This window comes from Wolbachia endosymbiont of Ctenocephalides felis wCfeT, assembly GCF_012277295.1.
Taxonomy (GTDB): domain Bacteria; phylum Pseudomonadota; class Alphaproteobacteria; order Rickettsiales; family Anaplasmataceae; genus Wolbachia.
On record NZ_CP051156.1, the window covers coordinates 1,336,659 to 1,353,615 of the forward strand.

At 35.1% G+C, this 16,957-nt stretch carries 15 protein-coding genes, 1 tRNA gene and 3 pseudogenes; 8 read left to right on the top strand and 11 right to left on the bottom strand.

The window, feature by feature from the left end; all coding sequences use genetic code 11:
- Positions 1–33: 33 nt before the first annotated feature.
- From HF197_RS06515 to HF197_RS06540, 6 genes and pseudogenes are all read right to left on the bottom strand, one after another.
- A complete protein-coding gene (locus HF197_RS06515) occupies positions 34–921 on the bottom strand; it encodes a heme o synthase (RefSeq protein WP_168464720.1) in 888 nt (295 codons plus the stop codon).
- Between the two features lies 1 nt (position 922).
- Complete coding sequence (ctaD, locus tag HF197_RS06520) at positions 923–2,473, bottom strand: cytochrome c oxidase subunit I (RefSeq protein ID WP_168464721.1); 1,551 nt, start codon at positions 2,471–2,473, stop codon at positions 923–925.
- Positions 2,474–2,482: 9 nt separating this feature from the next.
- Positions 2,483–3,253 (bottom strand): cytochrome c oxidase subunit II, encoded by a 771-nt coding sequence (coxB, locus tag HF197_RS06525; protein ID WP_168464722.1) that lies wholly within the window; start codon positions 3,251–3,253, stop codon positions 2,483–2,485.
- A 454-nt stretch (positions 3,254–3,707) separates the two neighbouring features.
- Positions 3,708–5,068 (bottom strand): annotated as a pseudogene (gene tnpC, locus HF197_RS06530) (IS66 family transposase).
- Between the two features lie 287 nt (positions 5,069–5,355).
- Positions 5,356–5,964 carry an RDD family protein gene (locus HF197_RS06535; protein WP_168464723.1) on the bottom strand — a complete coding sequence of 203 codons (609 nt, stop codon included), beginning with the start codon at positions 5,962–5,964 and terminating at the stop codon, positions 5,356–5,358.
- A gap of 25 nt (positions 5,965–5,989) precedes the next feature.
- Positions 5,990–6,072 (bottom strand) — tRNA-Leu (locus HF197_RS06540).
- A gap of 372 nt (positions 6,073–6,444) precedes the next feature.
- On the opposite strand from HF197_RS06540, the gene HF197_RS06545 reads away from it, so the two are divergent.
- From HF197_RS06545 to HF197_RS06570, 6 genes are all read left to right on the top strand, one after another.
- Complete coding sequence (locus tag HF197_RS06545) at positions 6,445–6,660, top strand: hypothetical protein (RefSeq protein ID WP_168464724.1); 216 nt, start codon at positions 6,445–6,447, stop codon at positions 6,658–6,660.
- Positions 6,661–6,760: 100 nt separating this feature from the next.
- A complete protein-coding gene (locus HF197_RS06550) occupies positions 6,761–7,222 on the top strand; it encodes a hypothetical protein (protein ID WP_218938891.1) in 462 nt (153 codons plus the stop codon).
- A 188-nt stretch (positions 7,223–7,410) separates the two neighbouring features.
- Positions 7,411–7,563 carry a hypothetical protein gene (locus tag HF197_RS06555; RefSeq protein WP_168464726.1) on the top strand — a complete coding sequence of 51 codons (153 nt, stop codon included), beginning with the start codon at positions 7,411–7,413 and terminating at the stop codon, positions 7,561–7,563.
- Between the two features lie 68 nt (positions 7,564–7,631).
- Entirely contained in the window at positions 7,632–7,784 is a 153-nt protein-coding gene (locus HF197_RS06560) for a hypothetical protein (RefSeq protein WP_168464727.1), read from the top strand.
- A gap of 189 nt (positions 7,785–7,973) precedes the next feature.
- A complete protein-coding gene (locus HF197_RS06565; protein WP_168464728.1) occupies positions 7,974–8,387 on the top strand; it encodes a hypothetical protein in 414 nt (137 codons plus the stop codon).
- A 104-nt stretch (positions 8,388–8,491) separates the two neighbouring features.
- Positions 8,492–9,976: a replicative DNA helicase gene (locus tag HF197_RS06570; protein WP_168464729.1), complete on the top strand. Its 1,485-nt coding sequence runs from the start codon at positions 8,492–8,494 to the stop codon at positions 9,974–9,976.
- Here HF197_RS06570 and tnpC (HF197_RS06575) read toward each other — a convergent pair.
- From tnpC (HF197_RS06575) to HF197_RS07370, 3 genes and pseudogenes are all read right to left on the bottom strand, one after another.
- Positions 9,956–11,296, bottom strand: a pseudogene (gene tnpC / locus HF197_RS06575) (IS66 family transposase). The gene HF197_RS06570 and the pseudogene tnpC (HF197_RS06575) overlap by 21 nt on opposite strands.
- A gap of 56 nt (positions 11,297–11,352) precedes the next feature.
- Positions 11,353–11,673, bottom strand: coding sequence for a hypothetical protein (locus HF197_RS06580; RefSeq protein ID WP_168464730.1), 321 nt, complete (start codon positions 11,671–11,673; stop codon positions 11,353–11,355).
- 124 nt (positions 11,674–11,797) lie between these two features.
- On the bottom strand, positions 11,798–11,953 hold the full coding sequence (locus HF197_RS07370) for a hypothetical protein (RefSeq protein ID WP_218938892.1): 156 nt from the start codon (positions 11,951–11,953) through the stop codon (positions 11,798–11,800).
- 71 nt (positions 11,954–12,024) lie between these two features.
- On the opposite strand from HF197_RS07370, the pseudogene tnpC (HF197_RS06585) reads away from it, so the two are divergent.
- Positions 12,025–13,385: pseudogene (gene tnpC / locus HF197_RS06585) on the top strand (IS66 family transposase).
- Here tnpC (HF197_RS06585) and HF197_RS06590 read toward each other — a convergent pair.
- A complete protein-coding gene (locus tag HF197_RS06590; protein ID WP_168464731.1) occupies positions 13,372–13,971 on the bottom strand; it encodes a hypothetical protein in 600 nt (199 codons plus the stop codon). The pseudogene tnpC (HF197_RS06585) and the gene HF197_RS06590 sit on opposite strands and share 14 nt — an antisense overlap.
- Positions 13,972–14,168: 197 nt before the next feature.
- Positions 14,169–14,702 carry a hypothetical protein gene (locus HF197_RS06595; RefSeq protein ID WP_168464732.1) on the bottom strand — a complete coding sequence of 178 codons (534 nt, stop codon included), beginning with the start codon at positions 14,700–14,702 and terminating at the stop codon, positions 14,169–14,171.
- Between the two features lie 202 nt (positions 14,703–14,904).
- On the opposite strand from HF197_RS06595, the gene ligA reads away from it, so the two are divergent.
- Complete coding sequence (ligA, locus tag HF197_RS06600) at positions 14,905–16,902, top strand: NAD-dependent DNA ligase LigA (protein WP_168464733.1); 1,998 nt, start codon at positions 14,905–14,907, stop codon at positions 16,900–16,902.
- Positions 16,903–16,957 lie beyond the last annotated feature (55 nt).

A 16,957-nucleotide genomic window follows, 5' to 3' on the forward strand; every position in this document is an offset into this window, starting at 1 on the left:
AATAATTTTTATGTTTTTGCTGTTCCTTCATAATTAAAATAGATCGATAGAACAAAAAATAATGCTGGCAAACAGAGAAAACAGGTAGGAAACTGAATAGGAAAACATCCTTTTTTGCGAGCTATGATCTTTAAATCTTATTATAGATATAGCATACCAAATAAAAATGCAACCCTCAATCGTTACCACGCTTAGATAAAGCAAAGTCTTTTTTAAGAATAGTGCTGGAAACAGGCTAGTAAGCACTAGCAACACGCTATAAACTAGTATATATTTTCTTGTTTTTTCTGAACCATAAACAATATTAAACATTGGAATTGATGCTTTTAAATAGTCTTCAGACTTATTTAAAGACAGAGCCCAAAAATGTGGAGGAGTCCACATGAAGATTATTAAGAATAAAATAAAACTTTCCCAACCAATTGAGTTAGTAACAGATGCCCAGCCAATCATTGGTGGAAAAGCTCCTGCCGCACCACCAATAACGATATTCTGTGGAGTGCGCCTTTTGAGCCAAATTGTATATATGAAAACATAAAATAATATACTAACTGCAAGTAAAGCAGCAGAAACATAATTCACTGCTATTGCCATTATAAACACTGATAATATTCCAAGTGTTATGCCAAATTCAAGTGCACTTTCCGCAAGCACTCTACCTGTTGGTATAGGGCGGTTTTTCGTCCTTTCCATAAGTATATCTATATCTCTATCATACCACATATTTATAGCACCTGCAGCTCCTGAGCCAAGAGCAACACACATAAGAGAAATTAGCGCAAGAAAAGGATGAATACTACCTGGAGCAGCAACCATTCCAGCAACTGCAGTAAACACTACGAGATACATTATTCTTGGCTTTAATAGATACCAAAAATCTCGTATTGTTGACTCAATATTCAATAAAGCACCTGTATGCATTCTATTCGATTACTGGAGGTTTTTCAAAAGTATGGAAAGGTGGTGGCGAAGAAATAGTCCATTCTAAGGTAGTACCTCCCCATGGATTATCTCCGGCTTTTTTACCCCACTTAAATAAGTGGATTACCACAAATACAAAGAACAAAGCTGCAAAAAAAGATATATATGAGCCAATTGAGGATACATAATTCCAAGGAATAAATGCATCAGGATAGTCTGGTATACGCCTTGGCATGCCAGCCAGCCCCAAGAAATGCTGAGGGAAAAAAGTAATGTTAGTACCAATAAAAGTCAGCCAAAAGTGTATTTTGCCTAGACACTCGTTATATTGCTTGCCTGACATTTTACCTATCCAATAATAAAAGCCTGCAAAAGCCCCAAATAAAGTAGCTAGCGACATGACGTAGTGAAAGTGAGCAACAACATAATAGGTATCATGTAAGAGTCTATTTACTCCACCGTGAGAAAGGACTATCCCTGTTATACCACCTCCAACAAACATGAAAATGAAACCAAGAGCAAATAACATCGGTGTTTTAAATTCAATTGATCCACCCCACATTGTTGCAATCCAGCTAAAAACTTTTATGCCAGTAATAACACCAATAAGCATAGTTACAGTACTAAAAAATATTGCAGCATCCTCACCAAGACCAACATTAAACATGTGATGTGCCCAAACCATAAAGCCAAACACTGCTATCCCTATCATCGCATAGATCATTCCTGTATGACCGAACACTGGTCTATTAGAAAAAGTTGACACAACTTGGCTGATAATTCCAAATGCAGGGAATATAATAACATACACTTCTGGATGACCAAAAAACCAAAATAGATGCTGAAACAACACAGGATCACCACCACCTGCAGGATCAAAAAATGTAGTGCCAATATTGCGATCAGTAAGTAGCATAGTTATAGCACCAGCAAGCACTGGTAAAGCAACTATAAGCATAAATGCGGTTAATAACACAGACCATACAAATAATGGCATTTTAGTCAACGACATTCCCTTTGCACGCATATTGAATATAGTAACTATAAAGTTAATTGCCCCCACAATTGATGATATACCAGCAATATGGAGTGCAAATATAGCAAGATCAACACCTGCACTCGGATGAGAGGCTATTTGTGATAAAGGCGGATATAAAGTCCAACCTGTACCTGCACCTTCACCAACAAATACCGAAAGAATAAGCAAAACAAAAGAAGATACTAACAACCAGAAACTTAAGTTATTCATACGAGGAAACGCCATGTCAGGCGCACCAATCATTAAAGGAACAAACCAATTGCCGAATCCCCCCATTAAAGCTGGCATTATCATAAAAAACACCATTGTCAACGCATGTCCTGTAACCATCACGTTGTATAGTTGGTAATTACCGTGCAGTATATCAATGTGCATCAATTGAGTACGGATAATTACTGACAATAGTCCACCAATAATTCCAGCAAATATGGAAAAAATAATATACAGAGTACCAATATCTTTGTGATTAGTAGAAAATAACCAACGTTTTATACCTTTTGGTACATCACTCATAACTATACCTCAAACTTTATCTGATAACTTCTTACTTTCAATCCACTTATTAAAATCTTCCTTGCTTACTGCTTCAACAACAATTGGCATAAAACCATGGCCTTGACCGCACAACTCATAACATTGCCCATAATATATACCAGGCTTTTTAATATTAAACCACGCTTCATTTAATCTTCCTGGTATTGCATCAATTTTCACGCCAAAAGCAGGAACTCCCCAACTATGTATTACATCCCCTGCTGTAACTTGTAAACGAACATTAGTATCAATCGGTAAAATGACGTTGTGATCAACAGAAAATAGCTTTAAATCTCCTTTAACAAGATCATCTTTTCCTTTAATGTAACTGTCAAACGATATATCTTTATGTTCTGGATATTGATAGCTCCAATACCACTGATGGCCAATGACTTTTAGCGTCATGTCAGCTTTTGGTATTTTCTCTTGCAATCTAATCAATTTAGCATTCTCAAAAACTAATACTCCTACAATAATTGTCGGTATAACACACCAAATAATTTCTAGAAGGATATTATGATTGGTTTTACTTACTTCTTTTACCTTGCTTTTGCGAAAGCGAAGCACCACATATGCAAGTATTATCCATACAAACAGCATTATAGCAGCCATAATAATCATCACAAACGAGTGCGCTTTAACCACAGACTCCATTATATCAGTTGCAGGAACAGGAAACCCGAATTGCCAAGAAGTGGGAGCAGAAGCAAATGATATACTTGCGAAAAATAATATCAGTAATGCAAATAGCTTTACCATATCTTATGTTTATTTATTTGCTATAAACTCAGATAATAGTATATATAAAACTACTATGCAAATGAAGATTAGTGATGGTTAATGATTTTTTAGTATTTAATACCTATAATACAACAAAATCAATTTGAGGAAAGGAGCATTTGTACAAATCTATCTAAAATGAAAAGATCATAATACTTTACATTAAGAAAATAATAATATATAATGTATTGAGTGTTTACTTTAAGTAAGCTCTATAATAAGTTTAATAGTGTCTGTTACTGCTAATAACCCTCTAGCCTCACACCTAAAAGCAGTAACAGACACTATTAAACTTTATGTCAAATCTACTTACAGCGATAAGGAATTTCAAAGTTCCCTATTTGCATTTTGTCTTGTGATTCATTAATTAACTTTTAATGCTTACTGTAGCATCTAGAATCTAAATTGAAGTGTATCCATTCAGGTATATGGCTTAAGAAGCAATAGCCAGTAGGTTTTGAAAAGGATTTAACTTCTTTTGCCTCCAAGTCAAGTACAATGAAATTATCCTCTCAAGAAACATATTTCCCCGTTTCGATTGTGTAAAATATGAAACTTTTCGGTAAACAACGTAATGCCGAATCTGTCGCTCAGCATAGTTGTTTGTCAGTGGAATATTTTCTGGATCGTCCAAAAATTTCCACATCATCAGATCCGATTTCATGATATTTTTTGCTACTCGAGACGCTCCAATTGCCTCGGGTAAATTTGATATATTCTTTAAGTAATATCTCGTTCGCTTGCGTAATTTTCTTGCTCTTCTTATGAACCTTAATGTGTCTATTTCATCCTTTAACAGAGCTTTTTTCAATGCAAATAATTCAGTAGCAACATTCCTTAAATAATACCCCAAAACTTTCACTTCGCTATTCCAACTATGAGACAACCTTTCAAAATCTCTTGCTAAATGTGCCCAACAGACCTGCCTTTTCTTGCTGGAAAAGTAGTTGTAAGCTGCATATCTGTCGGTCACTACTAGGTTGTTATTCTTTCCAAATTTACTATTTTCCAGGACTTTCATCCCTCTTGACTCTGTCAATTTGATCACACTTCCTATTTTGCTCGCAAACATCCAGCACCAGCCCTGTTTACCTTTGTTGTAATGGCTAGTTTCATCGATATGTAAAATTTTGCTCTTGCTTACCTCTTCCTCAATTTGCTCATATGCTTCTTGGCATTTTTCTGCCACTCTAGCCTCGCTATTTGATACACTACCGACGCTGATATCCAGGTTGAAAATGTCCTTTATAATATTTGCCACTTCTTTTTTCGAATTCTTGTAAAATCCACTTAATGCTGCAATTACTGACTTAACTCTTGGACCAAATGTGTCCGCAGTTACTCCTTCTTGTAGCTTGCTACTTTTTCTTTTTCCACATCTTTTGCAACGTCCATGCTCTAGTTAATATTCAACTACATACGGCTTGATTTCCGGCAAATCGACCTTTTGATGAGTATACGGATCTTTTGATACCGCAATTTCTCCTCCGCACTCACACGTATTGGGCAGTTCTATTTTTACCATCTCATCTGCCTCCATTTTAGGGCGGTAACTGCCTTTATGTCCAACCTGTGCTCCTACTTTCCTGTCACTTTTTGGCTTATTTTCCCTCATCTTATATAATTCTTTGGAGCTTGGTATAGATGAATTTTTTGAATTTAAGCCAAGCCTTTCTTTTAACTCAGCGTTTTCGATCCTTAGCGCTTTATTTTCTGCTTTAAGCTCTTCTATTTTTGTTTCTAACTTTTCTATAGTCTGCTTAAACTTTCGCAAAATTCTAAAAGATCAACCATATTACCTCACAGCCACTCTAGTTTACCTTTTTAGCATTCCTTGTCTACTCTTTATTTTACCGCCCGGCTGAATGGATACTTCATATTTTACACAATCGAAACGGGGAAATATGTTTCTTGAGAGGATAATTTCATTGTACTTGACTTGGAGGTAAAAGAAGTTAAATCCTTTTCAAAACCTACTGGCTATTGCTTCTTAAGCCATACCCCTGAATGGATACCTAAAACACAAAATTCGTACAGCTGTGGATCAAGTCATAGGATGATAAGAAGATCTGCAAAAGCTATTAAGACGCACGATCTTGATATTCACGCAGACTTTTGTTAGTAACAACAACTGTGTCCGCTATCTTATCGTGCCAAGACTGGCAGCGCTTGTTGAAATTTGCCCATATGAAACCCAAGAACAATGGAATGATCGATAACGTAATAGAAAAAAATCTTTTTGTTGCTTGTTTTAAGGTCATTTTTTCAAAAGTTTGTGCATTTACAACTCTGAGTCCCAATAACAGTTTTCCAGGTGTGGCAGCAAATCTTATCCACATATACGCAATGTAGCTGAAGAGCATAAAGAATTGGATTATTTGATTTAAGATTAGTAACCAAATGAAACTACTTTGCATATCCTGTTCCTCAATAGACAGAGGGACTTGCATTTGATATTTTGAAGTAATTTCACCTAGCATCTTACCAGTTTCTGAATTTATAAAGATTTGACCTACAATCTGGCCAAAAAACTGTAAAAGTAAGATTATAATAACTAGATCAAGCAATATTGATAAATAGCGCCTAAGCCCTGTGATATAACATATTCCACTCTCATCTTTTTTGACTTTCTGAACGGCACTCATAGAAGAGAGAAAGGAAAATAAACTATCGAAAAATTTCTTTAACATAAAATGCACTTTTAAATATCACATGTGCCCCTGGCCGGACTTGAACCAGCACACTTTTGCAAGCAACAGATTTTGAGTCTGTCGTGTCTACCATTTCACCACAGAGGCCTTTAGTTTTAATGCTATAGACAGCAGAAAATTAGTCAAATTTTATGTGTCTTTAAAATCGAAATTAAATGTTTTAACAGTTAACTTATGGGATTGTATAAGATTAGTTGCAATTGTTTATAATATATAATATATTAAAATATTAATAATTAATTTCAGAAAAATATTATGGCATCATCCAGTCAAGAAGATTCAGAAAGGATTTGTATTTTTATTCTTGCTTCATTTGTTTTGTTCATGGCTTTCCTTGCTCACATTTTGACACCATCACGAAATAATCATCATATTTATCGCAGCCCAGCATAAGTGGCTGGCAATTTTTCTAATGCTAGTAATCCTACCATTCCAATAGTGCTTCTCTGTGTAGCGATAGTGTTGTTAACAATAGCTGCTTGTTGTTACTACTATGACTATAAGCAAACTTCTGCTGAGAAGAAGGGAGGCGAGAAAGTAGAATCAAAAACTGATATTGGTCGTTGTTTAGAAGGAGACAGCACTCCACAAACTGGCGTGGAAGCTAACGATTCCGGCAGTATAGTTGCTAATGCAGCTCATGCTACTTCAACAGAAGCACCCAAGCGTAACTGAAAATTATATTTACTTTATAGCGGATATTATGTATATTCACTATAAATATTTTAATAATTAGCTTGCTGGACCATCAATAATAAATCTAGAGGTAAAAAATATGAGAGGAGGGTTATTTAATAGAAGGCGCTTAAGAGATATATTCAGGTTTCCACTTGTTTTATCTGGCTCAATGATATTTCTTGGAGCCGCAGTGGCTATAGTGTCTTATGCTATTGGATTCTCGTCTGGGATATGGAAATCTCTTAATTTGCAAATTTGTTATTACACTGGCCTTGGTATGATATTACTTAGTGCAGCATTTTTTGTAGTGAGTGTACTTATTGGTTGTTGTATGGTAGATGCTAAAGAATACAGCACTCCAGAAACTCATATTGTACAACAAGTTGATGATGAAACGCTAGGAAAGCTGGAGTTAATTAAAAAGAAGTTATTGTTATCTGAACATGAGCATCAGCAAATTAGAACTTCGCAAGCTAACGTGAAAATTACCGAACTTGAAGATGAAAATATAGATGCTAATGCAGCTAGTGTTACTTCAACAAGAGTACCAGCAAGATAAAATTATATTTTACTTAAAGTGAGCATTCTGTATATCCACTTAATAAGTTCTAAATTTGATAATTATCTCGTGAGAGCATAAAAGTTTCGCATTTTAGCGGACTACAGGGTTATATATTTCAAGATTAGTTGCAATTATTCATAATATATGATATATTAAAATATTAATAATAAATTTACAGGTGAAATATGATTACAAATTTAAATAATAAAAAGCCCAAATCAGAGTATGTAGCTAATTTAGCTTTTAAAGCTATGATAGGTGGATTAAGGGGGGTTTTCTTACTTGTTTTATTGATATTATTGGACATGCATTTGGGTTGTGTGAATCTCCTGCATTGAAAATTCTTTATGGCGTCTGTTTGGTTATATTTATATCTGGTATAATATTGTTTTGTACGGCAGTATTTATGGAAGATCCTAAGAAAGCCAGCACTTCAAAAATCGGCATGAAAATTACGGAAGACAGCACTCCAAAAGCTGATATGAAAGAAGTTAAAGAAACTAAAGGTATAAATGCTGATGGAACTAATGTTGCTCCATCAGTAACAACAGCAAGCTAAACTTGCATTGTACTTAAAGTGGGCATTTACATGTCCACTTAAATAATAATCTTTAAGGTTAAATATTTTAATGATTAGTAAAAACTCAAGTGAGTATAGGAATTTTCTCTCTAAGTAGGGAAAATCAGTTGCAATTGTTTACCATATTGTCATATATTAAAATATCAATAATAAGTTTAGAGGTGAAATATGATTGGAGATTTATACAGTAAAAGACACAAATTAAGGTGCGTAACTATTTTATCTGTTCCAGTGATGTTACTTGGATTCACAATGGCTATAGCGTCTTACTTTAAAGGATTCTCGTTTGGATCGTGGAAATCCCCTGAATTTGAAATTTTGTTTTACACCAGTATGTGTCTTGCTTTAATTTTTGGAGCGCTCTTTATTGGAATAGAATATATTGGTATGGTGGGGCGTAAAGAAAGCAGTACTTCAAAAACTAATATGCATACGCTACCTATTGCAACATGTATTAAGAATGGTATGGCGGTAGGTTTTGAAGAAGGCAGCACTCCAGAAATTAGTATACGAATTAACGGTGAAGTACTAGAGCAAACAAGGTTATTTCAACAGAAGAATCAGCTTAGCCAACACAGCTGAAAGTTGTATCTTACTTAAAGTGGGCATTTACATGTCCACTTAATAATAGGCTTTAAAATCATCAGCTTTTGTACTAAAATAATTTCTTTATTCCTCAATGCAAGATGAACAAATTAGCTAGCCTTCTTGAAACAAGAAGTTTAGATAAAGAAATATGTAAACTGCCGCACAATTTGGAAGCTGAACAAATGCTCATAGGCGCTATGATTCGTGATAATAGGATCTGTGATGCAGTTGAAGACGCTATCACTGCAGAAAATTTCTATGATCCGCTGCACCAAAGTATTTTTACACAAATATCCAAAACAAGAAAACATGGCATAGTTGCAAATGAACTGAGCCTTAAGATGTTCTTTGAAAATGATCAATCATTTATCGAATGTGGTGGAGTTGAATATTTAGCGAAGCTTGCTGCAAAAGCCAGCATTGCACTCGATATCTATAGTTTAACTAGAATAATTCGTGACGCTTACTTGAGAAGGTGTTTGATCAGATTAGGGCAGGAAATAGTTGATGATAGCTATAATTATGATGTTGAAAACCCAGCACAGATACAAATTGAACAAGCAATGACAAAATTGTTTAATTTAGCAGTAAAAAAACAAGGTGAAAAAACATATATCAAGCTTGCAAGCTCAGTGAAGGATGTTGTTGAGAAGATCAGTATGCTGAAAAATAACCCTGAGGCACTTGGTATAACAACTGGACTTCAGGACCTCAATCAACTTTTGGGTGGATTACAGAAATCTGATTTACTAATTCTTGCTGCAAGGCCATCCATGGGTAAAACAGCACTGGCGCTGAACATTGCACTTAACGCCTGTAAAGTTTTACAAAAAAGAACAGATAAACAACATACTGTAGCATTTTTTTCACTTGAAATGTCAGCAGAGCAATTAACTGCTAGACTTATTACTATAGAATCTGGCATTAGCTACTATAAAGCATTGACCGGAAAAATTAGCGACTTTGAATTGCACGGATTTATTAATGCCAGCACACAATTATCTGAATTACCTTTCATAATAGATGATACTCCCGCATTATCAATTAGCGCTATTCGCACTAGAATACGGTTATTATATCAACTATATAATGTAGAAGTGGTGTTTATTGATTACCTGCAGTTAATTAGAGGAACGACAAAGCGCAGCAATGAAAACAGAGTGCAGGAAATCTCAGAAGTAACACAAGGATTAAAGGCAATTGCGAAAGAGCTAAATATTCCGATTATTGCACTATCGCAACTTTCTCGTTCTGTTGAGCAGCGAGATGATAAAAAACCACAACTTTCTGATTTGCGTGATTCAGGAAGCATAGAACAAGATGCAGATATAGTAATGTTTCTTTATAGGGAAGAGTATTATGAATTAAGGAAACAGCCCAATGAAGGAAGTAATAAGCACAGAGAGTGGCAAGAGAAAATGGAAAAAATTAGAAATATTGCAGAGCTTGCTATAGCAAAACAAAGAAACGGACCTATTGGTAGTGTAAAGTTACATTTTGACTCCAATAGGGGTACATTTAAAGACTATACAGAAAGGCATGTATCCATTCAGGTGTATGGCTTAAGAAGCAATAGCCAGTAGGTTTTGAAAAGGATTTAACTTCTTTTGCCTCCAAGTCAAGTACAATGAAATTATCCTCTCAAGAAACATATTTCCCCGTTTCGATTGTGTAAAATATGAAACTTTTCGGTAAACAACGTAATGCCGAATCTGTCGCTCAGCATAGTTGTTTGTCAGTGGAATATTTTCTGGATCGTCCAAAAATTTCCACATCATCAGATCCGATTTCATGATATTTTTTGCTACTCGAGACGCTCCAATTGCCTCGGGTAAATTTGATATATTCTTTAAGTAATATCTCGTTCGCTTGCGTAATTTTCTTGCTCTTCTTATGAACCTTAATGTGTCTATTTCATCCTTTAACAGAGCTTTTTTCAATGCAAATAATTCAGTAGCAACATTCCTTAAATAATACCCCAAAACTTTCACTTCGCTATTCCAACTATGAGACAACCTTTCAAAATCTCTTGCTAAATGTGCCCAACAGACCTGCCTTTTCTTGCTGGAAAAGTAGTTGTAAGCTGCATATCTGTCGGTCACTACTAGGTTGTTATTCTTTCCAAATTTACTATTTTCCAGGACTTTCATCCCTCTTGACTCTGTCAATTTGATCACACTTCCTATTTTGCTCGCAAACATCCAGCACCAGCCCTGTTTACCTTTGTTGTAATGGCTAGTTTCATCGATATGTAAAATTTTGCTCTTGCTTACCTCTTCCTCAATTTGCTCATATGCTTCTTGGCATTTTTCTGCCACTCTAGCCTCGCTATTTGATACACTACCGACGCTGATATCCAGGTTGAAAATGTCCTTTATAATATTTGCCACTTCTTTTTTCGAATTCTTGTAAAATCCACTTAATGCTGCAATTACTGACTTAACTCTTGGACCAAATGTGTCCGCAGTTACTCCTTCTTGTAGCTTGCTACTTTTTCTTTTTCCACATCTTTTGCAACGTCCATGCTCTAGTTAATATTCAACTACATACGGCTTGATTTCCGGCAAATCGACCTTTTGATACCGCAATTTCTCCTCCGCACTCACACGTATTGGGCAGTTCTATTTTTACCATCTCATCTGCCTCCATTTTAGGGCGGTAACTGCCTTTATGTCCAACCTGTGCTCCTACTTTCCTGTCACTTTTTGGCTTATTTTCCCTCATCTTATATAATTCTTTGGAGCTTGGTATAGATGAATTTTTTGAACTTAAGCCAAGCCTTTCTTTTAACTCAGCGTTTTCGATCCTTAGCGCTTTATTTTCTGCTTTAAGCTCTTCTATTTTTGTTTCTAACTTTTCTATAGTCTGCTTAAACTTTCGCAAAATTCTAAAAGATCAACCATATTACCTCATAGCCACTCTAGTTTACCTTTTTAGCATTCCTTGTCTACTCTTTATTTTACCGCCCGGCTGAATGGATACTATCTAAAATACTTTTCGCTTCTAATTCTTGTTTAGCAATAAAGTCTTTTATATAGCTTTCAATTTTTTGATCGCAGTAATCCTGCACTACTTTTTGAACTATACTTTCAGTGTTTTGTGCTAATTTTTCAACTTCAATTTCGATATTGTCTACTTTTCTATCTGTTTCCTCAAGATTTTTTTGTGTTTGCACAATAGCTTTTTTAATAGCAGGATAGTTAGTTAGGCCTAAATCATCAAGAATAGTATAGGCTGAAGGGGTTAGCTTATTACTAAAATTATAATGTTTTTGTTTCATAATGTTACTCCTTTAAGTTTAAATATATAAGTTAATATTATATTAATAAGTGCATATTTATTTAGAATAAGTCTAACGAGATTGAAGGCGGGGAATCTTGACAAAGATTCCCGCTGTAGTATAATTAGAACAAGTGAGTAAATTCTGTACTCGGACACGATTCATTTGCTGCTACGGTAGATAATGTTTCTGCACTCTTATAGAAATTATCTGCAGTAGCTTTTAAAGTATTGGCTTTTACTTCTCTAAGTTCACATTCAAAGTCTCCTAACGTATCCATTCAGCCGGGCGGTAAAATAAAGAGTAGACAAGGAATGCTAAAAAGGTAAACTAGAGTGGCTGTGAGGTAATATGGTTGATCTTTTAGAATTTTGCGAAAGTTTAAGCAGACTATAGAAAAGTTAGAAACAAAAATAGAAGAGCTTAAAGCAGAAAATAAAGCGCTAAGGATCGAAAACGCTGAGTTAAAAGAAAGGCTTGGCTTAAATTCAAAAAATTCATCTATACCAAGCTCCAAAGAATTATATAAGATGAGGGAAAATAAGCCAAAAAGTGACAGGAAAGTAGGAGCACAGGTTGGACATAAAGGCAGTTACCGCCCTAAAATGGAGGCAGATGAGATGGTAAAAATAGAACTGCCCAATACGTGTGAGTGCGGAGGAGAAATTGCGGTATCAAAAGATCCGTATACTCATCAAAAGGTCGATTTGCCGGAAATCAAGCCGTATGTAGTTGAATATCAACTAGAGCATGGACGTTGCAAAAGATGTGGAAAAAGAAAAAGTAGCAAGCTACAAGAAGGAGTAACTGCGGACACATTTGGTCCAAGAGTTAAGTCAGTAATTACAGCATTAAGTGGATTTTACAAGAATTCGAAAAAAGAAGTGGCAAATATTATAAAGGACATTTTCAACCTGGATATCAGCGTCGGTAGTGTATCAAATAGCGAGGCTAGAGTGGCAGAAAAATGCCAAGAAGCATATGAGCAAATTGAGGAAGAGGTAAGCAAGAGCAAAATTTTACATATCGATGAAACTAGCCATTACAACAAAGGTAAACAGGGCTGGTGCTGGATGTTTGCGAGCAAAATAGGAAGTGTGATCAAATTGACAGAGTCAAGAGGGATGAAAGTCCTGGAAAATAGTAAATTTGGAAAGAATAACAACCTAGTAGTGACCGACAGATATGCAGCTTACAACTACTTTTCCAGCAAGAAAAGGCAGGTCTGTTGGGCACATTTAGCAAGAGATTTTGAAAGGTTGTCTCATAGTTGGAATAGCGAAGTGAAAGTTTTGGGGTATTATTTAAGGAATGTTGCTACTGAATTATTTGCATTGAAAAAAGCTCTGTTAAAGGATGAAATAGACACATTAAGGTTCATAAGAAGAGCAAGAAAATTACGCAAGCGAACGAGATATTACTTAAAGAATATATCAAATTTACCCGAGGCAATTGGAGCGTCTCGAGTAGCAAAAAATATCATGAAATCGGATCTGATGATGTGGAAATTTTTGGACGATCCAGAAAATATTCCACTGACAAACAACTATGCTGAGCGACAGATTCGGCATTACGTTGTTTACCGAAAAGTTTCATATTTTACACAATCGAAACGGGGAAATATGTTTCTTGAGAGGATAATTTCATTGTACTTGACTTGGAGGCAAAAGAAGTTAAATCCTTTTCAAAACCTACTGGCTATTGCTTCTTAAGCCATACACCTGAATAGATACCTCCTAACCGTTTTTCTATGCTTGAGCTTATAGATTCAAGTATCTTGTCTATTTCAATGCTTAAAATCTCTTTAGCAGCCTCTCTAAGTGCTAATACTTCTTCGTCAACACGGTCATTTATCTTGCTTTTAACTTCATGCTTATTTATAATACTTTCAATGTTTTGATTGCAACTATCTAGTACTACTTTTTCTATCTGATTTTTTATTCCTTGATTTTCTGCAATTCCTGATTTTACTTTTTCAGTTATATCACCGATTGCTCTGTCAGCTACATCCTTGACTGCTTTTTGTGCTGATTCTTCAGCTGCAGTTTTGACACTTTCTACTTCTTTTGCTACTAATTTTTTCACTTGTCCAATATCTCTTTCTACATCATCCCGTAGTTCATCAAGATCTCCTTTTATTTTGGAAATATCTCTTTTAATAGGGTTAAGGTCAACTAAGCTGATATTATCAAGAAAACCAGCATAGGGTGAAGGGGCTTTTGGTGAGTTAAAGCTGTCTAATGTTTTGTAGCTTGAGCCGTATTTAGTGCCTAAAGCACGTGGGTTGTATCTTGTCATAGTATTACTCCTTTAAATTTAAATATATAAGTTAATATTATAGTATATTAGTATTAATATTATGCTAATAAAAGTATATTTATTTAAGCAGTAAGAAAAAATTAAGGGACTTCTTTCGAAACTGATTTATGGTAAGAAAGAAGTCTAATGAGATTGAAGATAGGGGATTTTGACAAAGACTTCCCGCTGTAGTATGATTACAATAAGAAAGCTGGTTCTGGACACACCTCATCTGCTGCTATGGTAGATAATGTTTCTGCACTCTTATAGAAATTATCTGCAGTAGCTTTTAAAGTATTGGCTTTTACTTCTTTAAGCTCACACTTAAAATCTTTTAATTCCTTATCCATACTTAAACGTACGAAATCACGTAACTCATCAAATTCATAGTTTAAAGACTTCTCTACTTCTAATCTTTCTTCATCGATAAGTTTGTCTATCTTGCCCTCAACTGCATCATTTATAACGCTTCCAATTTTTTTATCACAGTAATCTTGTACTGCTTTTTTAGCTGCACTTTCTGCTTCTTTTGCTACTAATTTTTTCACTTGCCCAATATCTCTTTTTACATCATCCCGTAATTCCTCAACACTGTTTTCTAATTGGGAGATTTTTTTGTTGATAGGGTCAAGGTCAACTAAGATATTATCAAAAATACCAGTATAGGATGAAGGGATATTTTGGCTTGAGCCGTGTTTAATGCCTAAAGTACTTGGGTTGTATCTTGTCATAGTGTTACTCCTTTAAATTTAAATATATAAGTTAATATTATAATATATTAGTGTTAATATTATGCTAATAAATATATATTTATTTAAATATTAAGAATTTGATATAAATATTAAACTTAATATGAATTTGAAATGCCGCTTCAGAAAATCCACAACTTGACGTTGTAATTGATCGTGTTTACTTTAATGTCTAAACTATGACATGGCTGACTTAAAAAAGATGATAGAAGAACTTACTAAACTACGAGATCAGATTAATTACCACAACTTGCTATATTATCAGAAACATGCACCAGAGATTACTGATGCTGAATATGATGAATTAAGGCAAAAGGCGGCTGAGATAGAGGCACGGCTTCCGGAAATTGATAGGATGCAAGATGGTGTAGGCGCTGCACCTGATGAAAAATTTTCTAAAGTGAAACATCAGGAACCTATGCTTTCTCTTGACAATGCTTTCGATGAACAAGGTGTAGAGAAGTTTTTGTCTAAGATAAAGAGATTTTTAATTAGGGATGAAATAGAAATATTGTGTGAGCCAAAAATTGATGGACTGTCATTTTCTGCAGTTTATGAGGATGGGAGGTTTGTTAGGGCGGCAACTCGAGGTGATGGTTTTGTGGGAGAAGATGTGACAAGCAATGTTGCAACAATAAAAGGCTTTCCAAAAACTTTACAAGGTGTGCAAGGTAGGTTGGAGGTAAGGGGTGAAATATACATTAGCAATAGCGATTTCTTGAAATTAAATGAAAGTAATGCATTTGCTAACCCACGCAACGCGGCTGCCGGTTCTTTGAAGCAATTGGATGTAAATGTTACAGCAAGTAGACCACTTAAATATTTTGCCTATTCTTTAATTGGTGGAGCAGAGAAAAGTCAAAGTGAAGTTTTAAATAGGCTTGATGCGCTAGGGTTTTGTGTAAATGAGCATCAATTCTTAACAGACAATATAAATGGAATGTTGGAGTTTTATAATAAGATTTATGATTGCCGCTATAGCTTGGATTATGATATTGATGGAATAGTCTATAAAGTCAATAACTTGGCATTACAAAGTCGCCTGGGAAGTACTCACAAAGCACCACGCTCAGCACTTGCATATAAGTTTTCTGCGGTTTATGCAAAAACAAAGTTAAATAAGATATTTATACAGATTGGTAGGACTGGAATATTAACTCCAGTTGCAGATTTAGTACCGGTCAATGTCGGAGGGGTGCTAGTTAGCAGGGCAAGTCTTCATAACCAAGATGAGATAAAGCGTAAGGATATCAGGGAAGGGGATGTTGTTACAGTTAAAAGGGCAGGGGATGTAATCCCTCAGATTGTTGAAGTGGATAAGGATTCTCGTTCTAAAAATGTGTCTGAATTTGTATTTCCTGAGGCATGTCCTGAGTGTGGAAGTAAAGTGCAAAATGTTGAGGGAGAAGCAGCAGTAAGGTGCCCTGAAGAGTTTACCTGTAGAGCTCAGATTATAGCGAAGCTAAAATATTTTATATCCAAAGATGCATTCGACATAGTTGGCCTTGGTGGAAAACAGATAGAGTTCTTTTATGACCTTGGCCTGATAAAACAAATACCAGATATTTTTACTTTAGAAGAAAAATTGAACGGATTTAACCTTAAACAACAACCAGGTTGGGGTGAGAAGTCAATAGCTGGTTTATTAAATTCTATACAAAATAAAAAAGCGATAGCGTTGGATAGGCTAATATTTTCTCTAGGCGTGAGATTTGTTGGTCGGGTGACAGCCAAACTTCTAGCAAGTTATTATACCTCTTACAATAATTGGTATGGCAACATGATTAAATTACCACTTAATAAAGAAATTTTTTCTGAATTAGAAAGTATAGGTGGTGTGGGAAAAAAGACGGCTGAATCCTTAAAATCTTTCTTTTCTGAAGAGCGTAACATGAAGATGTTAAACGATCTTATTTTCCATCTTAATGTTCTTCCTGTAAATGTTAACTCTAGTGATTCTATCTTAAATAATAAAATTGTAGTATTTACTGGCACACTGCTTACTATGAGTAGAGGCGAAGCAAAAGTAAGAGCCGAAGCTCTGGGAGCAAAGGTTGGTTCAAGTCTTTCTATAAAAACAGATTACCTCATTGCTGGAGAAAATCCTGGTTCTAAATACAAGAAAGCAATGGAACTTGGCATAAAAATTTTAAATGAAGATCAGTGGCGCAGTTTAATTTAAATGTTCTTCACCTCACACTTTAAACATGATATCTTGTACAACTCACTAATTGAAA